This window comes from Mesorhizobium loti, assembly GCA_014189435.1.
GTDB classification, from domain to species: domain Bacteria; phylum Pseudomonadota; class Alphaproteobacteria; order Rhizobiales; family Rhizobiaceae; genus Mesorhizobium; species Mesorhizobium loti_G.
This window is the reverse complement of sequence record CP050293.1, coordinates 3,787,565-3,808,168: the sequence shown is the minus strand read 5'-3', so window position 1 is coordinate 3,808,168 and position 20,604 is coordinate 3,787,565. Positions and strand designations below refer to the sequence as shown.

The following is a 20,604-nucleotide window of genomic DNA, read 5'->3' as shown; positions in this document are numbered from 1 at the left end:
GGTTTTTGGGTGTCCGTGGAAAATTCATTCCCGAACCGTGTGCCACGGGGCCAGTCCAGCATTGTTCTTGACAACAGCGATCTGCTAGAACGCCGGCACGACAGAGATTGTCCAGAAGCAAGGCTTGAACCGGGCGCGAAGGCTCGACGATTTGAGGCAAGGCCTTCTGTTAAAAGGCACGAGAGAACGCTCACAGTCCATGACAACAACGCTTACGCATCTTCAGCGGCTTGAAGCCGAATCCATCCATGTCTTCCGCGAGGTTGCGGCCGCTTTCACCAAGCCGGTCATGCTCTATTCGGTTGGCAAGGATTCATCCGTGCTGATGCATCTGGCGATGAAGGCCTTTTATCCCGCCAAGCCGCCATTCCCGTTTCTTCACGTCGACACGACGTGGAAATTCCGTGAGATGATCACCTTTCGCGATCAGATGGCGCAGAAACTCGGCTTCGATCTCCTGGTCCACGTCAACGAAGACGGCGTGCGCGACAACATCAATCCGTTCGACCACGGTTCGAACACGCACACCCATGTGATGAAGACCGTGGCGCTGCGCCAGGCGCTCGACAAATACGGTTTCGACGCAGCCTTTGGCGGTGCCCGCCGCGACGAGGAGAAATCGCGCGCCAAGGAGCGCATCTTTTCCTTCCGCAACGCCCAGCATGTGTGGGATCCGAAGAACCAGCGCCCCGAAATGTGGAAGATATTCAACACCCGCATCGCTTCGGGTGAATCGATCCGCGTCTTTCCGCTATCGAATTGGACCGAACTCGATATCTGGCAGTACATCCTGCAGGAAAGTATCCCGATCGTGCCGCTCTATTTCGCCAAGGAACGGCCGGTGGTGGAACGCGACGGCATGCTGATCCTGCGGGATGACGAGCGCATGAAGCTGCGCCCCGGCGAGACAGTGGAAAACCGGCTGGTGCGGTTCCGCACGCTTGGCTGCTATCCGCTGACCGGCGCCATCGAGTCGGATGCCGACACGCTGGAAGCCATCGTCGGCGAGATGCTGACCGCACGCACGTCCGAACGGCAGGGTCGCCTGATCGACCGCGATGAAGCCGGCTCGATGGAAAAGAAGAAGCGCGAGGGGTACTTTTGACCATGCGCCACATCATGGCAAAGAGCCTCGCGCCCACCGACGGCGTCCGCGAGTATCTGGCGGCGCAGGAGAAGAAGTCGCTGCTGCGCTTCCTGACCTGCGGTTCCGTCGATGACGGCAAGTCGACGCTGATCGGGCGCCTGCTGTCCGACACCAAGCAGATTTTCGAGGACCAGCTCGCCGCGCTCGAACGCGATTCGCGCAAGCATGGCACGACGGGCGACGACATCGATTTCGCGCTGCTGGTCGATGGTCTCGAGGCTGAGCGTGAGCAAGGCATCACCATCGATGTCGCCTACCGTTTCTTCGCCACGCCGAAGCGCAAGTTCATCGTTGCCGACACACCCGGCCACGAGCAATACACGCGCAACATGGCGACCGGCGCCTCGACCGCCGATCTGGCGATCGTGCTGATCGATGCCCGGCAAGGGGTGTTGCGCCAGACCAGACGCCATTCGATCATCGCCTCACTGCTCGGCATCCGCCATGTCGTGCTGGCCGTCAACAAGATCGATCTTGTCGATTTCGATCAGACGGTTTTCGACCGTATCGTCGAGGATTATGGGCAATTCTCGCGCGATCTCGGCTTCCAGACCATTGTGCCGATCCCGATGTCGGCCCGTTATGGCGACAATGTCAGCCGCCGGTCGGAAAGCATGGAATGGTATTCCGGCCCGACGCTGATCGAGCATCTCGAAACCGTGTCGGTCGACGAAGCGGTGGTCGAGCTGCCGTTCCGTTTCCCGGTCCAGTATGTCAATCGCCCCAATCTCGATTTTCGCGGTTTTGCCGGCACGATCGCGTCCGGCCAGGTCGCGCCGGGCGACGAGGTGGTCGTCGCCAAATCCGGCAAGGCCTCGCGCGTCAAGCGCATCGTCTCCTATGGCGGCGACCTCGCCCAGGCGGCCGCGGGCCAGGCTGTTACACTCGTTCTTGACGACGAGGTCGAGATCTCACGCGGCAACATGCTGGTTTCGCCGGCCGCACGGCCGCAGGTCGCAGACCAGTTCGCAGCCAACATCGTCTGGTTCGACGAACATGCGCTGCTGCCCGGCCGCTCCTACATCTTGCGCACCGAGACCGATCAGACCAGCGCCACCGTCACCGATCTGAAGTACCGGATCAATGTCAACGACTTTGCCCATGAAGCGGCCAAGTCGCTCGAAATGAACGAAGTCGGCATCTGCAACATCTCGACGCGGACGCCGATCGCTTTCGATCCCTTCGCCGAAAACCGCACCACCGGCGCCTTCATCCTGATCGACCGCATCTCAAACGCCACGGTCGGCGCCGGCATGATCCTGCATTCGCTGCGCCGCGCCGAAAACATCCATTGGCAGTCGCTCGATGTCGGCAAGCGCGTGCGCGCCGACATGAAGAACCAGCGGCCGGCTGTGTTCTGGTTCACCGGACTGTCGGGCTCCGGCAAGTCGACCATCGCCAACCTGTTCGAAAAGAAGCTGTTCGCCACCGGCCGCCATACCTATATCTTGGACGGCGACAACGTTCGTCACGGTCTCAACCGCGATCTTGGTTTCACCGACGCCGATCGCGTCGAGAACATCCGCCGCGTCGCCGAAGTGGCGCGTTTGATGGCCGATGCCGGGTTGATCGTCATTGTTTCGTTCATTTCGCCGTTTAGCGCCGAGCGGCGCATGGCGCGCGAATTGATGGCCGACGGAGAATTCATCGAGGTGTTCGTCGATACGCCCTTCGAGGAATGCGCCAGGCGCGATCCGAAGGGCCTCTATGCACGCGCGCTGAATGGCGAGATCAAGAATTTCACCGGCGTCGATTCTCCCTACGAAGCGCCGGAAAACCCGGAAATCCATCTGAGGACACTCGGCAAATCGGCCGAAGAGATGGTAGACGCCCTGGAACACTGGCTGAACGAGCGCGACATTGCCGAAGACCAATACGACAGCGGCGGCGGCATCTGACGACAGGCCAATGCTCGAAATCTTCGAGCGGCTGGCCCTGGCGGCAGGACGCGAGGTGATGCGTGTGTTCCACGCCGGCTGTGCTGTCGACCGCAAGTCCGACGCCTCGCCGGTGACCGAGGCGGACCGCGAGAGCGAGAAGATCATTCTCGCCGGACTGCGCGCCGCATTTCCCGACATTCCCTGCGTGGCCGAGGAGGAAGCATCCGCCGGCATCGTGCCGCCCGACCTGGACGGGGCTTTCTTCCTGATCGATCCGCTCGACGGCACCAAGGAATTCGTCAACCGCCGCACCGATTTCACCGTCAACATTGCGCTGGTTCGCGATGGTGTGCCGGAAGTCGGCGTCGTCTTTGCGCCTTGCACCGGCCGCTTCTTTTCCGGTCTGCCGGGCAGGGCGGAATCTCTCGAAATCGATGGCGACTACCAGATCGTCGGCCGCCGGCCGATCTCGGTGAGAACGGCCGTGGCGCCGCTGGCCGTCGTCGCCAGTCGGTCACACAACACGCCGGAAACCGAGGCCTATATCCGCGACCTCGGTGCCGCCGAAATCGTTTCGGTCGGTTCGTCCCTGAAATTCTGCCTTCTTGCCAGCGCCGAGGCGGATGTCTATCCGCGCTTCGGCCGCACCATGGAATGGGACACGGCGGCAGGTGACGCCGTACTGCGCGCGGCCGGTGGCATGACGCGCACGCTGGACGGCCAGCCCCTTGTCTACGGCAAGCGCAGGCAAAGCGACGATGAGGATTTTGCCAATCCGCATTTCATTGCCAGCGGTAGGGCAGGGGTCAGCCCCGCCTGAGAAGGCCCCGCAGCCTACTCGGCTGCGGCCTGCGCTGAATTCGAGCCGATATAGTTGCGGATCGTTTCGATGATCCGGTCCTGGTCGGCTTCGCTGAGATAAGGGTGCATCGGTAGGCAGAGGATCCGCTTCGGCAGGTCTTCCGAAACAGCAAGACCGGTCGGCGTGCGCGGATAGTCGCGATAAGCGACCTGGGCATGCAGCGGCTTCACATAATAGATGACAGACGGAATGCCCTTTTCGCCGAGATGCGCCTTCAGCCCGTCGCGCTTGGGCGTCTCTATGGCGTACTGCGCCCAGGCCGAACGGCTGCCATCCAGATTGCGGGCGGCGGTAACGATGTCGCCAAGCCCGTCGGCATAGCGCTTTGCCACCATTTGGCGGGCAACCATCTCGTCTTCGAGGATGGCCAGTTTCTCGATCAGGATCGCCGCCTGCAGGGTGTCGAGCCGTGAATTGATGCCGACGCGGACATTGTCGTACTGCGTCTCGCCCTTGCCGTGGAAGGCGAAGGATCTGAGCTGCTCGGCCAGCGCATCGTCATTGGTGAACATCGCGCCGCCGTCGCCGTAGCAGCCAAGCGGCTTTGCCGGATAGAAGCTGGTCGAGCCGACATGGCCGAAAGCACCGCACATCTTGCCGTCGAGCGAACCGCCCATCGACTGGGCGGCATCCTCGATCACCATCAGCCCTTCGCGGTCGGCGATCGCCATGATCGCCTCGTAGTCGGCGGCGAGGCCGAACAGATCGACGGGAATGATTGCCTTCGGCTTCAGCCGGCCTTCCTTCTTGATCATGGCGATGGCCGCTTCGAGGCTGGCAATGTCGATGTTGTAGCTATGCGGGTCGACATCGACGAATACCGGCTCGGCCTTGGCCAACGCCACCACTTCGGCGGTGGCGGCGAAAGTAAAGCTCGGCACGAACACCGCGTCACCCGGGCCGACGCCAGCCGCAAACAGCGGCAACAGCAGCGCATCGGTGCCGTTGGCACAGGCCACGACATGCTTGGTGCCGATATAGGCGGCGAGCTTGTTCTCGAATTCGGTGACTTGCGGGCCGAGGATATAGCGGCCTTCTTCGACGACACGGTCGATCGCGGCCTTCAGCCGGTCGCGGATTCGTTCGCGCTGCGCGCCAAGATCGATGAACTGCATGTCGGCCTCAAAACGGTTTTAGCCAGGCGGTTTAGCCAGATAACCGGCCGCTGGTACCAGAGTTGCGCCTGCCGAGAAAGCCGGGCAGGCTGAACCGCGAATTGCCTAGGTGTCGCAGTCTGTTACCTGTCTTTTCCGGCGTGTCTTCGCGAGATGCCGGAAATCCGGGCTTCGTCAGGCACGATCCTGCCCTTATAATCCCTGGCATCGGCTCTGCGAAACATAAAGTGATCGACACGCTCAACCAATTTTAGGCACGTTGCGGCCCGCTCAGGCGATCTCGTGCCGCCAGGGCGGATTGGCGCCGGCCCGTGACACGGTGACCGCTGCAGCCTTGGCGCCGAGCGCCAGCGCCTTGTGGATGGCGTCTTTCGACAGGCCGGAAATCGCCGCTTTCGTCAGCAAGCCCTGCTCATGCAAGGAGGCGAGGATGCCGGCATTAAACGTGTCGCCGGCGCCGACCGTGTCGACCACCTCGACCTTTTCCGGCATGACGGTGACGGCGTGTTCCCTGGTATAGCCGACGGCGCCTTCGCTGCCATGGGTGACGACGATCAGCTTCGGGCCGCGATCCAGCCAGTTGCGGATGACATCCTCGTGCGAGCCGGCTTCGCCGAACCAGTTCAGGTCTTCGTCCGACAGCTTCACGATGTCGGCCATCGCCATCATGGCGCGGATGCGCCTGAGGTGCTTGGCCTTGTCCGGAATGAAGTTCGGCCGGATGTTGGGATCGAGCATCATGACGCGGCTTGCCTGCTCGCGCCGCATGAACTCTTCATAGGCGCCGCCGGCGGGCTCCGAGATCAGGCTGATGGCACCGAACAGCATGGCCTCGATCTCGTTGCCGAGCTGCGGCAGGTCGTCGATGGTCAGCATGCGGCCGGCGGTGTTCTCGTCATAGAAGGTGTAGGTCGCCTGGCCATTGGTGAGCTTGACGAAGGCCAGCGTCGTTGGCCGAGGCGAGGTGTGTGCATAGGTGGAACTGACCTTGCTCGCCCCAAGCGCATCCCGGAACTGGCCGCCGAACAGATCCGAAGACAGGCCCGAAAAGAAGCCGGCCGGCGCGCCGAGCCGGCCAAGTGCGATCGCCGTGTTGAACACGGCGCCGCCGACATAAGGCGCAAAGGCCGGCTCGCCCGCCGTCGTCGTGCGCGGCAGCATGTCGATCAGGGCTTCGCCGCAGCAGAGGATCATGGCTTCCTGGTCTCCGGCGGATAGATCACGCCCTTGCGGATGATGATGTTGGCGTAGAGCCGCGGCTCGCTTGTCGCGACGATGGCATGCGCCGATTTGACCCGTGCATAGAAGTCGGCGCCGGCCAGCGCAACCACCTTGCGGCCCGGCGCGCGTTTGGCGCAGATCGCCTCGATCTCATGGTGGACGGGATCGGCAAGCGAGGGGTCGCCCTTGACCGAGGCGCGAAACAGCGCCTCCGGCACGGCGTCATCCACCGGCAGCACACTCAGGATCGCGTCGAGCACCGGGATGAGGTGGTGACCGTCGGCTCGCACCAGCCGGGTTGCCTGCTGCTCGGCCGGATAATTCCCGTCGACAAGGGCGATTTCGTCGCCATGGCCCATGCCGCGCAGGATCGCCAGAAGCTCCGGACCGAGCAGCGCCGGGATTCCGATCAACATCAGGCGCTCCTGGAAATCGTCGTCGATCCGGTCAGGAAGCGTTCGGATAGTGGCAGGCTGGCGCCGCCGAGCGCCCGGGCATGAATGCCGACGGTTCCCTCGCGGACGGCGGGCAGCTTCAAACCTTCGCCGTCGATCGTGGCGATGGCTGCGATGATGGCGTCCACCAGCCGGCGGCGCACCGCCTTCGGCATCCAGCCGTCGATCACCGCCGCTTCGAAATCGATGACCGAGGATGCGGCGACAATGGCGTAGGCGAGCGCTTGCGAGGCGCTGGCGATCCAGTTGTCGAGCTCGGGTCCGATCTCGCCCCAGTCTTCCGGCGAGGTCCACAGATGCGAGGCCTCGACGCCGCGCGCATTGAGCGCCTTTTCGAGCATGGCGATGGACGCCACGTCGATCAGCTGAGCCGGCTTGCCATCCGGCCCTGGCACGGGCATGGAGCCGAGTGCTCCGGCATTGCCGGTCGGGCCGCCGAAAAGCCGGCCATTCAGCACAATGCCGCCACCGGCAAAGGCGCCGATGTAGAAATAGACGAAGTCACGCGCTGCCCCCGCCTGGCCGAAGACGAGTTCGGCGCCGCAGGCCGAAGTCGCATCGTTCTGCAAATAGACCGGGAAATCGCATTGCGCCTGGATGTCGGCCCGGATGTCGCGGTGGCGCCATTCGTCCATGACGTCGCGCGGGGCGCCGGCGGTATCGGCCCAGTTCCACAATTCGAACGGCATGGCGATGCCGAGCCCGGCGATGCGCTTGTCCTGTGCGGGTGTCAGCGCGCCGCGCATCTGCCGCATGCCGTTGCTGACGAAGTCCACCGTCTCGCGCGGCGCCGGGTAGCGGTATGAATGCTGCAGCATCGAGCGCACATTGCCGAGGAAATCGATCAGCACCAGTTCCGCGCTGCGGCGGCCGATCTTCAGGCCGATGAAGAAAGCGCCTTCGGGATTGAGCGCCATCGGGATGGAGGGCTGGCCGATCTTGCCGCGCAACGGCGCCTGGCGCAGCAGAAGGCTTTCTTCCTCCAGCTCGCGCATGATGACCGAAACCGTCTGCGCCGAAAGCCCGGTCATGCGGGCGATGTCGGATTTCGCCAGGCTGCCGTGTTGGCGTACCAGCGAAAGCACCAACCGCTCGTTGTGGTCGCGCATGCCGCTCTGGTTGGTGCCGCGGTGAATGAGGCTGTCATTCACCTCGGGCGAACCGTGCCTCGCAATGGCGGTTTCCACCCTGTTCCTCCCGTCGTTTCCCCTCAATGCTTTTGGGCCAGAATGGGTGAACGAAGCAAGGCTGTCAATAATAAATAAGAGTGATTTAATTATTGACAGAGGCTTCGGCCTGGTGTCTGTTGAGGCAGCGTCCACGCTGGGAGAATTTCGTTGGACGCGCTGCAGGATGCCGGTTGGCCGGCATCCGGAATGGTTCCACTGGGAGGAAAATCGTGAGCAAGACAGTTCTGAAATCCACAGTTTTTGCCGCTGCGGCCCTGGGCCTGATGGCCTTTGCGTCGTCCGCGTCCGCTGCCGGCGTCAGTGCCTGCCTGATTACAAAGACGGACACAAATCCCTTCTTCGTCAAGATGAAGGAAGGCGCCACCGCGAAAGCCAAGGAGATTGGTGTCGATCTGAAAGCTTATGCCGGTAAGGCCGAAGGCGACAATGAAGGCCAGGTCGCGGCAATCGAATCCTGTATCGCCGATGGCGCCAAGGGCATTCTGATCACCGCAACCGACACGGCGGCAATCGTGCCGGCAGTCAAGAAGGCCCGTGACGCCGGTCTGCTGGTGATTGCGCTGGATACCCAACTCGAGCCGGCCGATGCAGCCGATGCCACCTTTGCCACAGACAACTTCAAGGCCGGCGAACTGATCGGCTCGTGGGCCAAGACCACCCTCGGCGACAAGGCCAAGGATGCCCACATCGCTTATATGGACTTGATCGCCAGTCAGCCTTCGGTCGATGTGCAGCGCGACCAGGGCTTCATGAAGGGCTTTGGCATCGACCTCGGCGATCCCAAGAAGATTGGCGATGAGACGGACGCCCGCAATGTCTGCCACGACCTGTCGAGCGGCAATGAAGATGGCGGCCACACCGCCATGGAGAACTGCCTGCAGAAAGATCCCGACATCAACGTCGTCTACACCATCAACGAACCCGCCGCTGCCGGTGCCTACCAGGCACTGAAAGCCGTCGGCAAGGAAAAGGACGTGCTGATCGTCTCGATCGATGGCGGTTGCCCGGGCGTCAAGAACGTCGCCGAAGGCATCATCGGCGCAACCTCGCAGCAATATCCGCTGCTCATGGCCTCGCTCGGCATCGAGGCGATCAAGACCTTTGCCGATACCGGCAAGAAGCCTGAGCCGTCGCCGGGCCTCAACTTCTACAATACCGGCGTGACGCTGATCACCGACAAGCCGGCAGCCGGCGTCGAATCGATCGATACCAAGGCTGGCCTTGCCAAGTGCTGGGGTTGATTTGATCTCCTGATCGGCTCAATCTTGAGACAACAACGATAAGAAGAATTGCGCGGGGCGGTCACGGCCGCCTCGCGCAAAAGGCGGGGAGGCCGTTTTGAGCGTTGAAACCACCAAGGCCAGCGGACCACAGGAGTTCGAGAAGACTTTGGCCGCAAGCGACACCAGTGTCGCTTCCTTCGACACCCATTCGCGCACGCTGCTGGAGAGCATCCAGCACCGGCTGCACAAAAGTCCGGCCATGGTGCCGCTGATCATCCTGCTCATTTCGGTGATCCTGTTTGCCATCGTCGTCGGCGGGCGTTTCTTTTCGCCGTTCACGCTGACGCTGATCCTCCAGCAGGTGGCGATCACCGGCATTGTCGGCATCGCCCAGACGCTCGTGGTGCTGACCGCCGGCATCGACCTCTCCGTCGGCGCCATCATGGTGCTGAGTTCGGTCGTCATGGGTCAGTTCGCCATGCATTACGGCGTTCCGGCCCCGGTTGCCGTCGCCGTCGGGCTTCTGGTCGGAGCGCTGTGCGGCTTTGTCAACGGCTTCCTCATCGCCAGGGTGAAGTTGCCGCCTTTCATTGTCACGCTCGGCACGTGGTCGATCTATGCGGCCATCAACTTCATCTATTCGGGCAACGAGACCATCCGCAGCCAGGATCTCGAAACAAATGCACCGTTGCTGCAGTTCTTCGGCAATTCGTTCAAGATCGGCGGCGCCGTGTTCACCTATGGCGTGCTGCTGATGCTGCTCATGGCGGCGATCGCCTGGTACGTGCTCAACCACACCGCCTGGGGACGGCATGTCTATGCCGTGGGTGACGACCCGGAGGCGGCCGAGTTGTCGGGTGTTCGCGTCGACCGGATGCTGCTCGCGGTCTATACGCTCACGGGCATCATCTGCGCCATTGCCGGCTGGGCCTTGATTGGGCGCATCGGATCGGTTTCGCCACAAGCAGGTCAGTTCGAGAACATCAACTCTATTACCGCCGTGGTGATCGGCGGCACCTCGCTGTTCGGTGGGCGCGGTTCCATTCTCGGGACCATATTCGGCGCACTCATCGTCGGCGTGTTTGCGCTCGGTCTGAGGCTCTGGGGCACGGATCCGCAATGGACGCAATTGTCCGTCGGCGCCCTTATCATCGTGGCGGTTGGCATCGACCAGTGGATCAGGAAGATCTCGGCATGACCCAGGCTCAGGACCCCATTCTCACCGCGCGCGGGCTCGTCAAACGCTATGGCCGCGTCACCGCCTTGGACAACGCCGACTTCGACCTCTATCCGGGCGAAATCCTTGCCGTCATCGGCGACAACGGCGCCGGCAAGTCGTCGCTGATCAAGGCGATTTCCGGCGCGGTCACGCCCGATGAGGGCGAGATCCGCCTCGATGGCAAACCCATTGCCTTCAAGTCGCCGATGGAAGCTCGTGAAGCAGGCATCGAGACCGTCTATCAGAATCTGGCGCTGTCGCCGGCGCTGTCGATCGCCGACAACATGTTCCTCGGCCGCGAGATCCGCAAACCGGGCTTCCTGGGGCAATGGCTGCGCATGCTCGACCGTCCGGCAATGGAAAAGCGCGCCCGCGACAAGCTCACCGAACTCGGCCTGATGACCATCCAGAACATCAGCCAGGCGGTGGAGACGCTCTCGGGCGGTCAGCGCCAGGGCGTGGCTGTGGCGCGCGCCGCTGCCTTCGGCTCGAAAATGGTGATCATGGATGAGCCGACGGCAGCCCTTGGCGTCAAGGAGAGCCGCCGCGTGCTCGAACTGATCCTCGACGTCAAGAAGCGCGGCCTGCCGATCGTTCTGATCTCGCACAACATGCCGCATGTCTTCGAAGTGGCCGACCGCATTCACATCCATCGCCTCGGCCGTCGCCTCTGCGTCATCGACCCCAAGCAATATACGATGTCCGACGCCGTCGCCTTCATGACCGGAGCAAAGGTCCCGCCGGAGGCGGCGCTGGCTGCCTGATGCATGTCGTCCAAAAGTGCGTAGCGGTTTTGGGACAACGGCATGCACGGAACAAAATTTGAAGCGCGTCGCGCGGAATGTATGAGCGCGCGGCGGTTCAAATTGCCAAATTGCCGCAGGGTAAGCTAGCATGAGCTAATCTAAATCGATTGAATATGTAGCGGTATCGGCTAGCATGGGCTGGGAGGAACCATGAAAGCCGGTATGATCATGGCAACCGCACGAGAGGCAGCATGACGAGCGCGATGACATCCGAACCCCTCCCGCCACTGCTCGAAAATCCTGATCCAAAGACACTCGCACGGGAAGTCTTGGTGGCCCTCAAATACAGGGTCGGCAAGGACACCACCGTCGCGACCCAGTACGACTGGCTGACCGCCTCGATCAAGGTCGTGCGCGACCGCATCGTCGACCGCTGGATGCAGGCGACCAAAGAGGCCTACGACCAGAAGGAAAAGCGCGTCTATTATCTCTCGCTGGAGTTCCTCATCGGCCGCCTGATGCGCGACGCCTTCTCCAATCTCGGCCTGATGGACAATATGCGCGAGGCGCTGTCCTCGCTGGGCGTCGACCTCGATCTCATCGCCGCACTCGAGCCGGATGCGGCACTCGGCAATGGCGGCCTCGGCCGGCTTGCCGCCTGCTTCATGGAAAGCATGGCGACCGTCGACATTCCCGCGCATGGCTACGGCATCCGCTATGCCAACGGCATGTTCCGCCAGGAGATTCACGACGGCTGGCAGGTCGAACTGCCCGAGACCTGGCTCGATCACGGCAACCCCTGGGAATTCGAACGGCGCGAACGCTCGTTCGAGGTCGGGTTCGGCGGTTCGGTGGAATCGATCACCTCGAAGGACGGCCGGCTCGAGCGCCATGTCTGGAAGCCGACCGAGCATGTGCTGGCCGTCGCCTATGACACGCCTGTCGTCGGTTGGCGAGCCAATCGGGTCAACACGCTGCGGCTGTGGTCGGGCATGCCGGTCGATCCGATCCTGCTCGACAAATTCAATGCCGGGGACCATATCGGCGCGCTTGCCGAAAGCAACAAGGCCGATGCCTTGTCGCGCGTGCTCTATCCCGCCGACTCCCACAAGGCCGGGCAGGAACTGCGGCTCAGGCAGGAGTACTTTTTTCCACCGCCTCGCTGCAGGACATCGTCCAGCGCCATCTCAGCCAGTATGGCGACCTGAAGTCGCTGCCCGACAAGGCTGCGATCCATCTCAACGACACCCATCCGGCCATCGCGGTGCCCGAGCTGATGCGCCTGTTGATGGATGTCCACGGTATGGATTTCGACCTTGCCTGGAGCATCACCAAGCGCACCTTCGGCTACACCAACCACACGCTGCTGCCCGAGGCGCTGGAAAGCTGGCCGGTGCCGCTGTTCGAACGGCTGCTGCCACGTCACATGCAGATCGTCTACGCCATCAATGCCGAGGTGCTCCTGGAGGCGCGTGCCTCCAACCAGTTCTCGGACGAGCAGATCGGCCGCATCTCGCTGATCCAGGAAAACGGCGACCGCCGGGTGCGCATGGGCAATCTGGCCTTTGTCGGCTCGCATTCGATCAACGGCGTTTCGGCGCTTCACACCGACCTGATGAAGGAGACGGTGTTCGCCGACCTGCACAAGCTCTATCCCGATCGCATCAACAACAAGACCAACGGCATCACGCCGCGGCGCTGGTTGATCCAGTGCAATCCCGGACTGACGTCGCTTGCCCGCGAGGCGATCGGCGACCGTTTCCTCGACGACATCGATGCCATCAAGGAGCTCGATGGCTTTGCCGGCGATGCCGCCTTTCGCGACAAGTTCGCCGCCGTCAAGCGCGCCAACAAGGCGCGGCTGGCCAACCTCGTCGCCGACCGGCTCGGCATCAAGGTCGATCCCTCGGCGCTGTTCGACATCCAGATCAAGCGCATCCACGAATACAAGCGCCAGCTTCTGAACATCCTGGAGGCGATCGCGCTCTACGACCAGATCCGCTCGCATCCCGAGCGCGACTGGATGCCGCGCGTGAAATTCTTCGGCGGCAAGGCGGCGCCCAGCTACCACAATGCCAAGCTAATCATCAAACTCGCCAACGACGTCGCCAAGGTCATCAACCGCGACCCGGCCGTGCGCGGTCTGCTGAAGGTGGTGTTCGTGCCGAACTACAATGTCAGCCTGGCCGAGATCATGATGCCGGCGGCCGATTTGTCGGAGCAGATCTCGACCGCCGGCATGGAAGCGTCGGGCACCGGCAACATGAAGTTCGCGCTGAACGGCGCGTTGACCATCGGCACGCTCGACGGTGCCAATGTCGAGATCAAGGAGTGCGTCGGCGACGACAACATCTTCATCTTCGGCCTGACCACCGCCGAGGTCGCCGAGCGGCGCAACAACGGCTACAACCCGCGCGCCGTCATCGAAGGATCGCCCGAGCTGGCGCAAGCGGTTGCCGCTGTTTCGTCGGGCGTCTTCTCGCCGGACGATCCGGAGCGGTATCGCGACCTCATCAACGGTCTCTACAACAGCGACTGGTTCATGGTTGCCGCCGATTTCGATGCCTATGCCGCCGCTCAGCGCGAGGTCGATGCGGTCTGGCGCAACAGTCCCGACTGGTACGCCCGGGCGATCCGCAACGTTGCGCGCGTCGGCTGGTTCTCCTCCGATCGCACGATCCGCCAATATGCGAAAGAAATCTGGAACGTGCCTGTCTGATGTGATTGCATGAGACCGCGAACAATGTGGTCCCGGTGACGTGAATTTGAATGTCGGATTCACGTCACTAGAAACAAACACTTGGTGCCCGGGGAGGGACACTGTCTGATGAAGAAGCCGCGCGCGACCGCTGCGACAAGCGGGCCGGACGGACTGGCGCCAGCCAGCGATGTTGCGGCGATTGTTGCCGGTACGCACGGCGACCCGTTCGCGGTTCTTGGCGTCCATGAGGTTGGCAAAAGCCTGTTTGCCCGCTGCTTTGTTCCGAATGCCGAATTCGTCACCGCCTACACGCTGACCGGCATCATCGCGGGTGAATTGTCCAGGCGCGACGATGGCGGCTTTTTCGAAGGCAAGCTCTCGATCAGGAAACGGCAGCCGCTGCGCTACCACGCGCGCAATGCCGGCGGCGACTGGTGGCTGACCGATCCCTATTCGTTCGGTCCGGTGCTTGGCCCGATGGACGACTACTATATCGCCCAAGGCTCGCATCTCAGGCTGTTCGACAAGCTCGGCGCCCATGTCATCGACCACGAAGGCGCTTCGGGAGTGCATTTCGCCGTCTGGGCTCCCAATGCGCGGCGCGTCTCGGTGGTCGGCGACTTCAACGAATGGGACGGCCGCCGGCACACGATGCGTGATCGCCGCGACACCGGCATCTGGGAACTGTTCGTACCCGACATCGGTGCCGGACGACCCTACAAATACGAGATCATCGGCCCCGATGGCGTGAGATTGCCGCTGAAGGCCGACCCGTTCGCCTTCAAATCCGAACTGCGTCCGGCCACGGCTTCGGTCGTGGCCGTGCCGCCGGCGCATGAGTGGGGCGACGAGGCGCATCGCAATTTCTGGCGCAATGCCGATCACCGGCGCGAAGCCATCTCGGTCTACGAGGTCCATGCCGGTTCCTGGCAGCTTCGCGACGACGGCACGTTCCTGTCATGGGATGAACTGGCCGACCGGCTGATCCCCTATGTGGTCGAGACCGGCTTCACCCATATCGAATTCATGCCGATCTCCGAACACCCCTATGACCCGTCCTGGGGCTACCAGACGACCGGCCTCTACGCGCCGTCAGCCCGCTTCGGCGACCCGGACGGCTTTGCCCGTTTCGTCGATGGCGCCCACCGAGCCGGTGTCGGCGTCATCCTCGACTGGGTGCCGGCGCATTTTCCGGTCGACGCGCACGGCCTGGCCAATTTCGATGGCACCGCGCTCTATGAACACGCCGATCCGCGCAAGGGTTTTCATCCCGACTGGAACACCGCGATCTACAATTTCGGCCGCCGCGAGGTGGTGTCGTTCCTCGTCAACAACGCGCTGTTCTGGGCCGAGAAATACCATGTCGACGGTTTACGCGTCGATGCGGTCGCCTCGATGCTCTACCTCGATTATTCGCGCAAAGCGGGCGAATGGATCCCCAACGAGAAGGGAGGCCGCGAGAACCTCGAGGCTGTCAGCTTCCTGCAGAAGATGAACAAGGAAGTCTACGGCCACCATCCGGGCGTGATGACCATCGCCGAGGAATCGACCTCATGGCCGAAGGTCTCGGCACCGGTGCATGAAGGCGGGCTCGGCTTCGGCTTCAAGTGGAACATGGGCTTCATGCACGACACGCTGGAGTATTTCTCCAAGGAGCCGATCTTCCGCAAGCATCACCACAACGACCTCACCTTCGGCCTGACCTACGCCTTCTCGGAAAATTTCGTGCTGCCGCTCTCGCATGACGAGGTCGTGCACGGCAAAGGCACGCTGCTTGGCAAGATGGCCGGCGACGACTGGCAGAAATTCGCGACATTGCGGGCTTACTACGCTTTCATGTGGGGCTATCCCGGCAAGAAGCTGCTGTTCATGGGGCAGGAGTTCGCGCAGCGCCGCGAATGGAGCGAAGCGCGCGCGCTCGACTGGAACCTGCTGGAGTTCCGGCCGCATCGCGGCGTCTGGCAGACGGTGCGCGATCTCAACTATCTCTATCGTTCGCGCCCGGCGCTGCACGGCCGCGATTGCGAACCGGAAGGGTTCTCCTGGCTGATCGTCGACGACAGCCAGAATTCGGTTTTTGCCTGGCTGCGCAGCGCACCGGGCGGCAGCCCGGTGGCCGTCATTTCCAATTTCACGCCGGTGCCGCGCGACAACTATCGCGTGCCGTTGCCGACATCCGGCAAATGGCGCGAAATCATCAACACCGATGCTTCTGAATATGGTGGTTCCGGCAAGGGCAATGGCGGCATGGTCGAGGCGCGAGCGGAGGGAGGCAGCATCTCCGCGACGATGCTTTTGCCGCCGCTGTCGACGATCATGCTCGAGCTCGTTGAGCCCGTCGAGACTGAGTAAAACGGCGAGATCGGGTAACTTGGGAGGGTAAAAATGGCAGACTTGAAACGGACCCAGCCGCTGGCGCGCGATGCCATGGCCTATGTATTGGCCGGCGGCCGTGGCAGCCGCCTCAAGGAACTGACCGACCGGCGTGCCAAGCCGGCCGTCTATTTCGGCGGCAAGACGCGCATCATCGACTTCGCGCTCTCCAATGCTCTGAATTCCGGCATTCGCCGCCTCGGCGTCGCCACCCAGTACAAGGCGCATTCGCTGATCCGCCACCTGCAGCGTGGCTGGAACTTCCTGCGGCCCGAGCGGAATGAGAGTTTCGACATCCTGCCAGCCAGCCAGCGCGTCTCGGAAACGCAATGGTATGAAGGCACGGCCGATGCCGTCTATCAGAACATCGACATCATCGAGGCCTACGGCCCCGAATACATGGTCATCCTGGCCGGCGACCACATCTACAAGATGGACTACGAGATGATGCTTCGCCAGCACGTCGACGCCAATGCCGATGTCACTGTCGGCTGCCTCGAAGTGCCGCGCATGGAAGCCACCGGCTTCGGCGTCATGCATGTCGATGCCAAGGACAACATCATCGCCTTCGTCGAAAAGCCCGCCGATCCGCCCGGCATTCCCGACAAGCCGGAATTCGCTTTGGCCTCGATGGGCATTTACGTCTTCAAGACCAAATTCCTGATGGAGCAGTTGCGCCGCGACGCGGCCGAGCCGGGCTCGAGCCGCGACTTCGGCAAGGATATCATCCCCTATATCGTCCAGCACGGTAAGGCGATCGCGCACCGTTTCGCCAAGTCCTGCGTCCGCTCGACCGCCGAGAACGAGGCCTATTGGCGCGACGTCGGAACGGTCGACGCCTATTGGGAGGCCAATATCGACCTGACCGATATCACGCCGGAGCTCGACCTCTACGACCGCGACTGGCCCATCTGGACCTATGCCGAATTGAAGCCGCCGGCAAAGTTCGTTCATGACGAGGATGGCCGCCGCGGTTCGGCCGTGTCCTCGCTTGTCTCGGGCGACTGCATCGTCTCTGGCGCCTCGCTGAAACGAAGCCTGATCTTCACCGGAGCGCGCATCAATTCCTATTCGACGCTGGAAGAAGTGGTGATGCTGCCCGACGTTCATGTCGGCCGGAACGCAAAGTTGAAGCGCGTCGTCATCGACCATGGTGTTAGGATACCGGAAGGGCTGGTGGTCGGCGAAGATCCCGTTCTCGACGCCAAGCGCTTCCGCGTTTCCGAAAAAGGCATCTGCCTGGTCACCCAGGACATGATCGACAAGCTGGGGCTCTAACGCATGCAGGTTCTGTCGGTCACGCCGGAAATTTTCCCGCTCATCAAGACCGGTGGGCTTGCCGACGTGACCGGCGCGCTGCCCATCGCACTGGCGGCCAAGGGCGTGACCATGCGCACGCTCATCCCTGGCTTTCCGACCGTCATGGCCGCCTTCAAGAAAAAGCGGGCGGTTCTGCAATATCCCGTGCTGCAGGGCGGCAAGGCCTCAGTCCATTCCGTCCAGCTTGCCGGGCTCGAGCTGTTCGTGCTCGACGCGCCGCATCTGTTCGACCGTCCGGGCGGTCCCTATGGCAATGCGACCGGCGTCGATTGGCCCGACAACTGGCGGCGCTTCGCAGCACTGAGCCAGGTCGGCGGCGACATCGCCGGCGGCGCCATCTCGGGCTACCAGCCTGACATCGTGCACGCCCATGACTGGCAGTCGGCGATGACGCTGGCCTATATGCGCTACGGCAAGGCGGTTGGCGTGCCATCGATGATGACCGTCCACAACCTTGCCTTCCAGGGGCAGTTCGGCGCCGGCATCTTCGGTGAACTCGGTCTGCCGGCAGTGGCGATGGCGCTCGACGGCGTCGAATATTATGGCGGCGTCGGCTTCCTCAAGGCCGGGCTGCAGGCCGCCTGGGCGATCACCACGGTCAGCCCGACCTACGCGCAGGAGATCCGCTCGGCTGAATTCGGCATGGGCCTCGACGGCCTCATCAACATGCGCTCCAGCGATCTCTACGGCATCGTCAACGGCATCGACACCGGCATCTGGGACCCGGAGACCGACAAGCATCTGGTCTCCCCCTACACGGCGAGCACGCTGAAGGCACGCGCGCCCAACAGGGCCGCCGTCGAGGAACGCTTCAGCCTCGATCGCGACGATAGCCCGATCGTCTGCGTCATCAGCCGCCTGACCTGGCAAAAGGGCATGGACATACTGGCGCTGGTTATCGACGGCATCGTTGCCACGGGCGCGCGCCTGGCCATCCTGGGCTCAGGCGATGCCGGTCTCGAAGGCGCGCTTCTTGCCGCCGCCGCCAGGCATCGCGGCCGCATCGGGGTCGTCGTCGGCTACGACGAGGGGCTGTCGCACATCATGCAGGGCGGCTGCGACGCCATCGTCATTCCCTCGCGCTTCGAGCCGTGCGGGCTGACCCAGCTTTACGGCCTGCGTTATGGCTGCGTGCCTGTGGTTGCCCGCACCGGCGGCCTAGCCGATACGGTGATCGACGCCAATGAAGCTGCCGTTTCGGCCGGCGTCGCCACCGGCTTCCAGTTCGCGCCCAACAATGGCGGCGCCTTGCTGCACGCCATCCGCCGCCTTGTCGACGCCCATGCCAGTCCGGCGGTCTGGGAATCGCTGCAGCGCCAGGGCATGAAAGCCGACGTGTCGTGGGACAAGAGCGCGGACAAATATGTTGAACTCTATCGCTCGCTGCTTTCGAAAAGGGTTGCCTGAAGCATGATACGAACCGTCCCCACCAAGCCCTATTCCGATCAGAAGCCCGGCACGTCGGGCCTGCGAAAGAAGGTGCCTGTCTTCCAGCAGGAGCACTATGCCGAGAACTTCATCCAGTCGATCTTCGACGCGCTCGACGGCTTCAAGGGCAAGACGCTGGTGATCGGCGGTGATGGCCGCTTCTACAACCGCGAAGTCATCCAGAAGGCCATCGCCATGGCAGCCGCTAACGGCTTCGGCAAGGTGATGGTCGGGCAGGGCGGCATCCTGTCGACGCCTGCCGCTTCGCATGTCATCCGCAAATACCAGACCTTTGGCGGCATTATCCTGTCGGCCAGCCACAATCCGGGCGGTCCGCATGAGGATTTCGGCATCAAGTACAATGCCGGCAATGGCGGCCCGGCGCCGGAAAAGCTGACCGACGCGATCTTTGAAAAGACCAAGACGATTTCGAGCTTCAAGATCGCCGATATCGATCCGATCGACATCGACACGGTTGGCGCGGTCAAGGCCGCCGGCATGACGGTCGAGATCATCGACCCGGTCGCCGACTATGCCGAACTGATGGAAAGCCTGTTCGATTTCGACGCCCTGCGCAAACTGTTCAAATCAGGCTTCCGCATGCGCTTCGACGCCATGCACGCGGTGACCGGGCCCTACGCAAAGGAGATCCTGGAAAACCGCCTTGGCGCGCCCAATGGCACCTGCCGCAATTTCAAGCCGCTGCCGGATTTCGGCGGCCATCACCCGGATCCCAACCTCGTCCATGCCAAGCACCTCTATGACGAGATGATGGGATCGGACGCGCCGGATTTCGGCGCCGCTTCCGATGGCGACGGCGACCGCAATCTGATCATCGGCAAGGGCATTTTCGTCACGCCGTCGGATTCGGTTGCCATGCTTGCCGCCAATGCGCGCCTGGCGCCCGGCTACAAGGCCGGGCTGAAGGGCATAGCCCGCTCGATGCCGACCAGTGGCGCGGCCGATCGTGTCGCCGAAAAACTCGGCATCGGCATCTATGAGACACCGACCGGCTGGAAGTTCTTCGGCAATCTGCTCGACGCCGACATGGCGACGATCTGCGGCGAGGAGAGTGCCGGCACCGGCTCCAACCATGTCCGCGAAAAGGACGGCCTGTGGGCGGTGCTTTTGTGGCTCAACATTCTTGCCGCGCGCGGCGAAAGCTGCAAGCAGATCGTCACCGAGCACTGGGCGACCTACGGGCGCAACTACTATTCGCGCCACGATTATGAGGAGGTCGAGAGCGACCGCGCCAACGCGCTGGTCGACGAACTCCGCGCCAAACTCAGCTCATTGCCGGGCACCGGCGTGCGCGGCATGACAATCGCCAGCGCAGACGATTTTGCTTATCACGATCCAGTCGATGGCTCGACCAGCGAGCACCAGGGCATCAGGGTTCTCTTCGAAGGCGGTTCGCGCGTCGTCTTCCGGCTGTCCGGCACCGGCACGTCGGGCGCGACGTTGCGCGTCTACATCGAGCGCTACGAGCCGGACAAGTCGCGGCACGATCTCGACACCCAAGCCGCCCTTGCCGACCTGATTGCAGCAGCCGATGATATTGCCGGGATTCACAGCCATACCGGCCGCCCCAAGCCAAGCGTGATTACTTGAGAGTGGCGGTGGCTTCACCCTCCCCCCTTGTGGGGAGGGTCGATCCGCGCAGCGGATCGGGGTGGGGGGTGCTCATAAAGCGCTTTCCCTGCGCCGCCCCCCCCCCCGCTCAC

At 62.6% G+C, this 20,604-nt stretch carries 14 protein-coding genes and 1 pseudogene; 11 read left to right on the top strand and 4 right to left on the bottom strand.

Translation table 11 applies throughout. The features are described 5' to 3' along the window. Positions 1 to 199 precede the first annotated feature (199 nt). From cysD to cysQ, 3 genes are read left to right on the top strand one after another with little or no spacing between them, the layout of a single operon-like run. Positions 200 to 1,105 (top strand): sulfate adenylyltransferase subunit CysD, encoded by a 906-nt coding sequence (gene cysD, locus HB777_18705; protein QND65739.1) that lies wholly within the window; start codon positions 200 to 202, stop codon positions 1,103 to 1,105. Between the two features lie 2 nt (positions 1,106 to 1,107). After that, on the top strand, positions 1,108 to 3,045 hold the full coding sequence (cysN, locus tag HB777_18700; GenBank protein QND65738.1) for a sulfate adenylyltransferase subunit CysN: 1,938 nt from the start codon (positions 1,108 to 1,110) through the stop codon (positions 3,043 to 3,045). A 10-nt stretch (positions 3,046 to 3,055) separates the two neighbouring features. Beyond that, entirely contained in the window at positions 3,056 to 3,847 is a 792-nt protein-coding gene (gene cysQ, locus HB777_18695) for a 3'(2'),5'-bisphosphate nucleotidase CysQ (GenBank protein ID QND68814.1), read from the top strand. 14 nt (positions 3,848 to 3,861) lie between these two features. Here cysQ and HB777_18690 read toward each other — a convergent pair whose 3' ends face one another. The 4 genes from HB777_18690 to HB777_18675 all read right to left on the bottom strand — a co-directional run bounded on the left by HB777_18690 (position 3,862) and on the right by HB777_18675 (position 7,867). Further along, a complete protein-coding gene (locus HB777_18690; GenBank protein QND65737.1) occupies positions 3,862 to 5,004 on the bottom strand; it encodes a DegT/DnrJ/EryC1/StrS aminotransferase family protein in 1,143 nt (380 codons plus the stop codon). A 270-nt stretch (positions 5,005 to 5,274) separates the two neighbouring features. Then, positions 5,275 to 6,198, bottom strand: a complete 924-nt coding sequence (locus HB777_18685; protein ID QND65736.1) for a carbohydrate kinase — start codon at positions 6,196 to 6,198, stop codon at positions 5,275 to 5,277. Beyond that, positions 6,195 to 6,641, bottom strand: a complete 447-nt coding sequence (locus HB777_18680; GenBank protein ID QND65735.1) for a transporter — start codon at positions 6,639 to 6,641, stop codon at positions 6,195 to 6,197. The genes HB777_18685 and HB777_18680 overlap by 4 nt, the downstream gene beginning before the upstream one ends. Continuing rightward, a complete protein-coding gene (locus tag HB777_18675; GenBank protein ID QND65734.1) occupies positions 6,641 to 7,867 on the bottom strand; it encodes an ROK family protein in 1,227 nt (408 codons plus the stop codon). The genes HB777_18680 and HB777_18675 overlap by 1 nt, the downstream gene beginning before the upstream one ends. A gap of 212 nt (positions 7,868 to 8,079) precedes the next feature. Between HB777_18675 and HB777_18670 the strand changes: the two genes are divergently transcribed. The 8 genes and pseudogenes from HB777_18670 to HB777_18635 all read left to right on the top strand — a co-directional run bounded on the left by HB777_18670 (position 8,080) and on the right by HB777_18635 (position 20,491). Then, the gene (locus HB777_18670; GenBank protein QND65733.1) at positions 8,080 to 9,111 is read left to right on the top strand and encodes a sugar ABC transporter substrate-binding protein; all 1,032 of its coding nucleotides are present in this window, start codon (positions 8,080 to 8,082) and stop codon (positions 9,109 to 9,111) included. A gap of 97 nt (positions 9,112 to 9,208) precedes the next feature. Continuing rightward, the gene (locus HB777_18665) at positions 9,209 to 10,291 is read left to right on the top strand and encodes an ABC transporter permease (protein ID QND65732.1); all 1,083 of its coding nucleotides are present in this window, start codon (positions 9,209 to 9,211) and stop codon (positions 10,289 to 10,291) included. Beyond that, positions 10,288 to 11,076 carry a sugar ABC transporter ATP-binding protein gene (locus HB777_18660; protein ID QND65731.1) on the top strand — a complete coding sequence of 263 codons (789 nt, stop codon included), beginning with the start codon at positions 10,288 to 10,290 and terminating at the stop codon, positions 11,074 to 11,076. Before HB777_18665 ends, HB777_18660 begins: the two co-directional genes overlap by 4 nt. Before the next feature lie 233 nt (positions 11,077 to 11,309). Further along, positions 11,310 to 13,777, top strand: a pseudogene (locus HB777_18655) (glycogen/starch/alpha-glucan phosphorylase). Positions 13,778 to 13,885: 108 nt separating this feature from the next. Then, on the top strand, positions 13,886 to 16,111 hold the full coding sequence (glgB, locus tag HB777_18650) for a 1,4-alpha-glucan branching protein GlgB (GenBank protein QND65730.1): 2,226 nt from the start codon (positions 13,886 to 13,888) through the stop codon (positions 16,109 to 16,111). Between the two features lie 33 nt (positions 16,112 to 16,144). Further along, positions 16,145 to 17,410 (top strand): glucose-1-phosphate adenylyltransferase, encoded by a 1,266-nt coding sequence (gene glgC, locus HB777_18645; protein ID QND65729.1) that lies wholly within the window; start codon positions 16,145 to 16,147, stop codon positions 17,408 to 17,410. 3 nt (positions 17,411 to 17,413) lie between these two features. After that, entirely contained in the window at positions 17,414 to 18,859 is a 1,446-nt protein-coding gene (glgA, locus tag HB777_18640) for a glycogen synthase GlgA (GenBank protein QND65728.1), read from the top strand. A 3-nt stretch (positions 18,860 to 18,862) separates the two neighbouring features. Continuing rightward, complete coding sequence (locus tag HB777_18635) at positions 18,863 to 20,491, top strand: alpha-D-glucose phosphate-specific phosphoglucomutase (GenBank protein ID QND65727.1); 1,629 nt, start codon at positions 18,863 to 18,865, stop codon at positions 20,489 to 20,491. Positions 20,492 to 20,604 lie beyond the last annotated feature (113 nt).

Coding starts and splice junctions, on each gene's coding strand:
- cysD (QND65739.1), top strand. CDS start 200: ATGACAACAACGCTTACGCATCTTCAGCGGCTTGAAGCCGAATCCATC.
- cysN (QND65738.1), top strand. CDS start 1,108: ATGCGCCACATCATGGCAAAGAGCCTCGCGCCCACCGACGGCGTCCGC.
- cysQ (QND68814.1), top strand. CDS start 3,056: ATGCTCGAAATCTTCGAGCGGCTGGCCCTGGCGGCAGGACGCGAGGTG.
- HB777_18690 (QND65737.1), bottom strand. CDS start 5,004: ATGCAGTTCATCGATCTTGGCGCGCAGCGCGAACGAATCCGCGACCGG.
- HB777_18685 (QND65736.1), bottom strand. CDS start 6,198: ATGATCCTCTGCTGCGGCGAAGCCCTGATCGACATGCTGCCGCGCACG.
- HB777_18680 (QND65735.1), bottom strand. CDS start 6,641: ATGTTGATCGGAATCCCGGCGCTGCTCGGTCCGGAGCTTCTGGCGATC.
- HB777_18660 (QND65731.1), top strand. CDS start 10,288: ATGACCCAGGCTCAGGACCCCATTCTCACCGCGCGCGGGCTCGTCAAA.
- glgB (QND65730.1), top strand. CDS start 13,886: ATGAAGAAGCCGCGCGCGACCGCTGCGACAAGCGGGCCGGACGGACTG.
- glgC (QND65729.1), top strand. CDS start 16,145: ATGGCAGACTTGAAACGGACCCAGCCGCTGGCGCGCGATGCCATGGCC.
- glgA (QND65728.1), top strand. CDS start 17,414: ATGCAGGTTCTGTCGGTCACGCCGGAAATTTTCCCGCTCATCAAGACC.
- HB777_18635 (QND65727.1), top strand. CDS start 18,863: ATGATACGAACCGTCCCCACCAAGCCCTATTCCGATCAGAAGCCCGGC.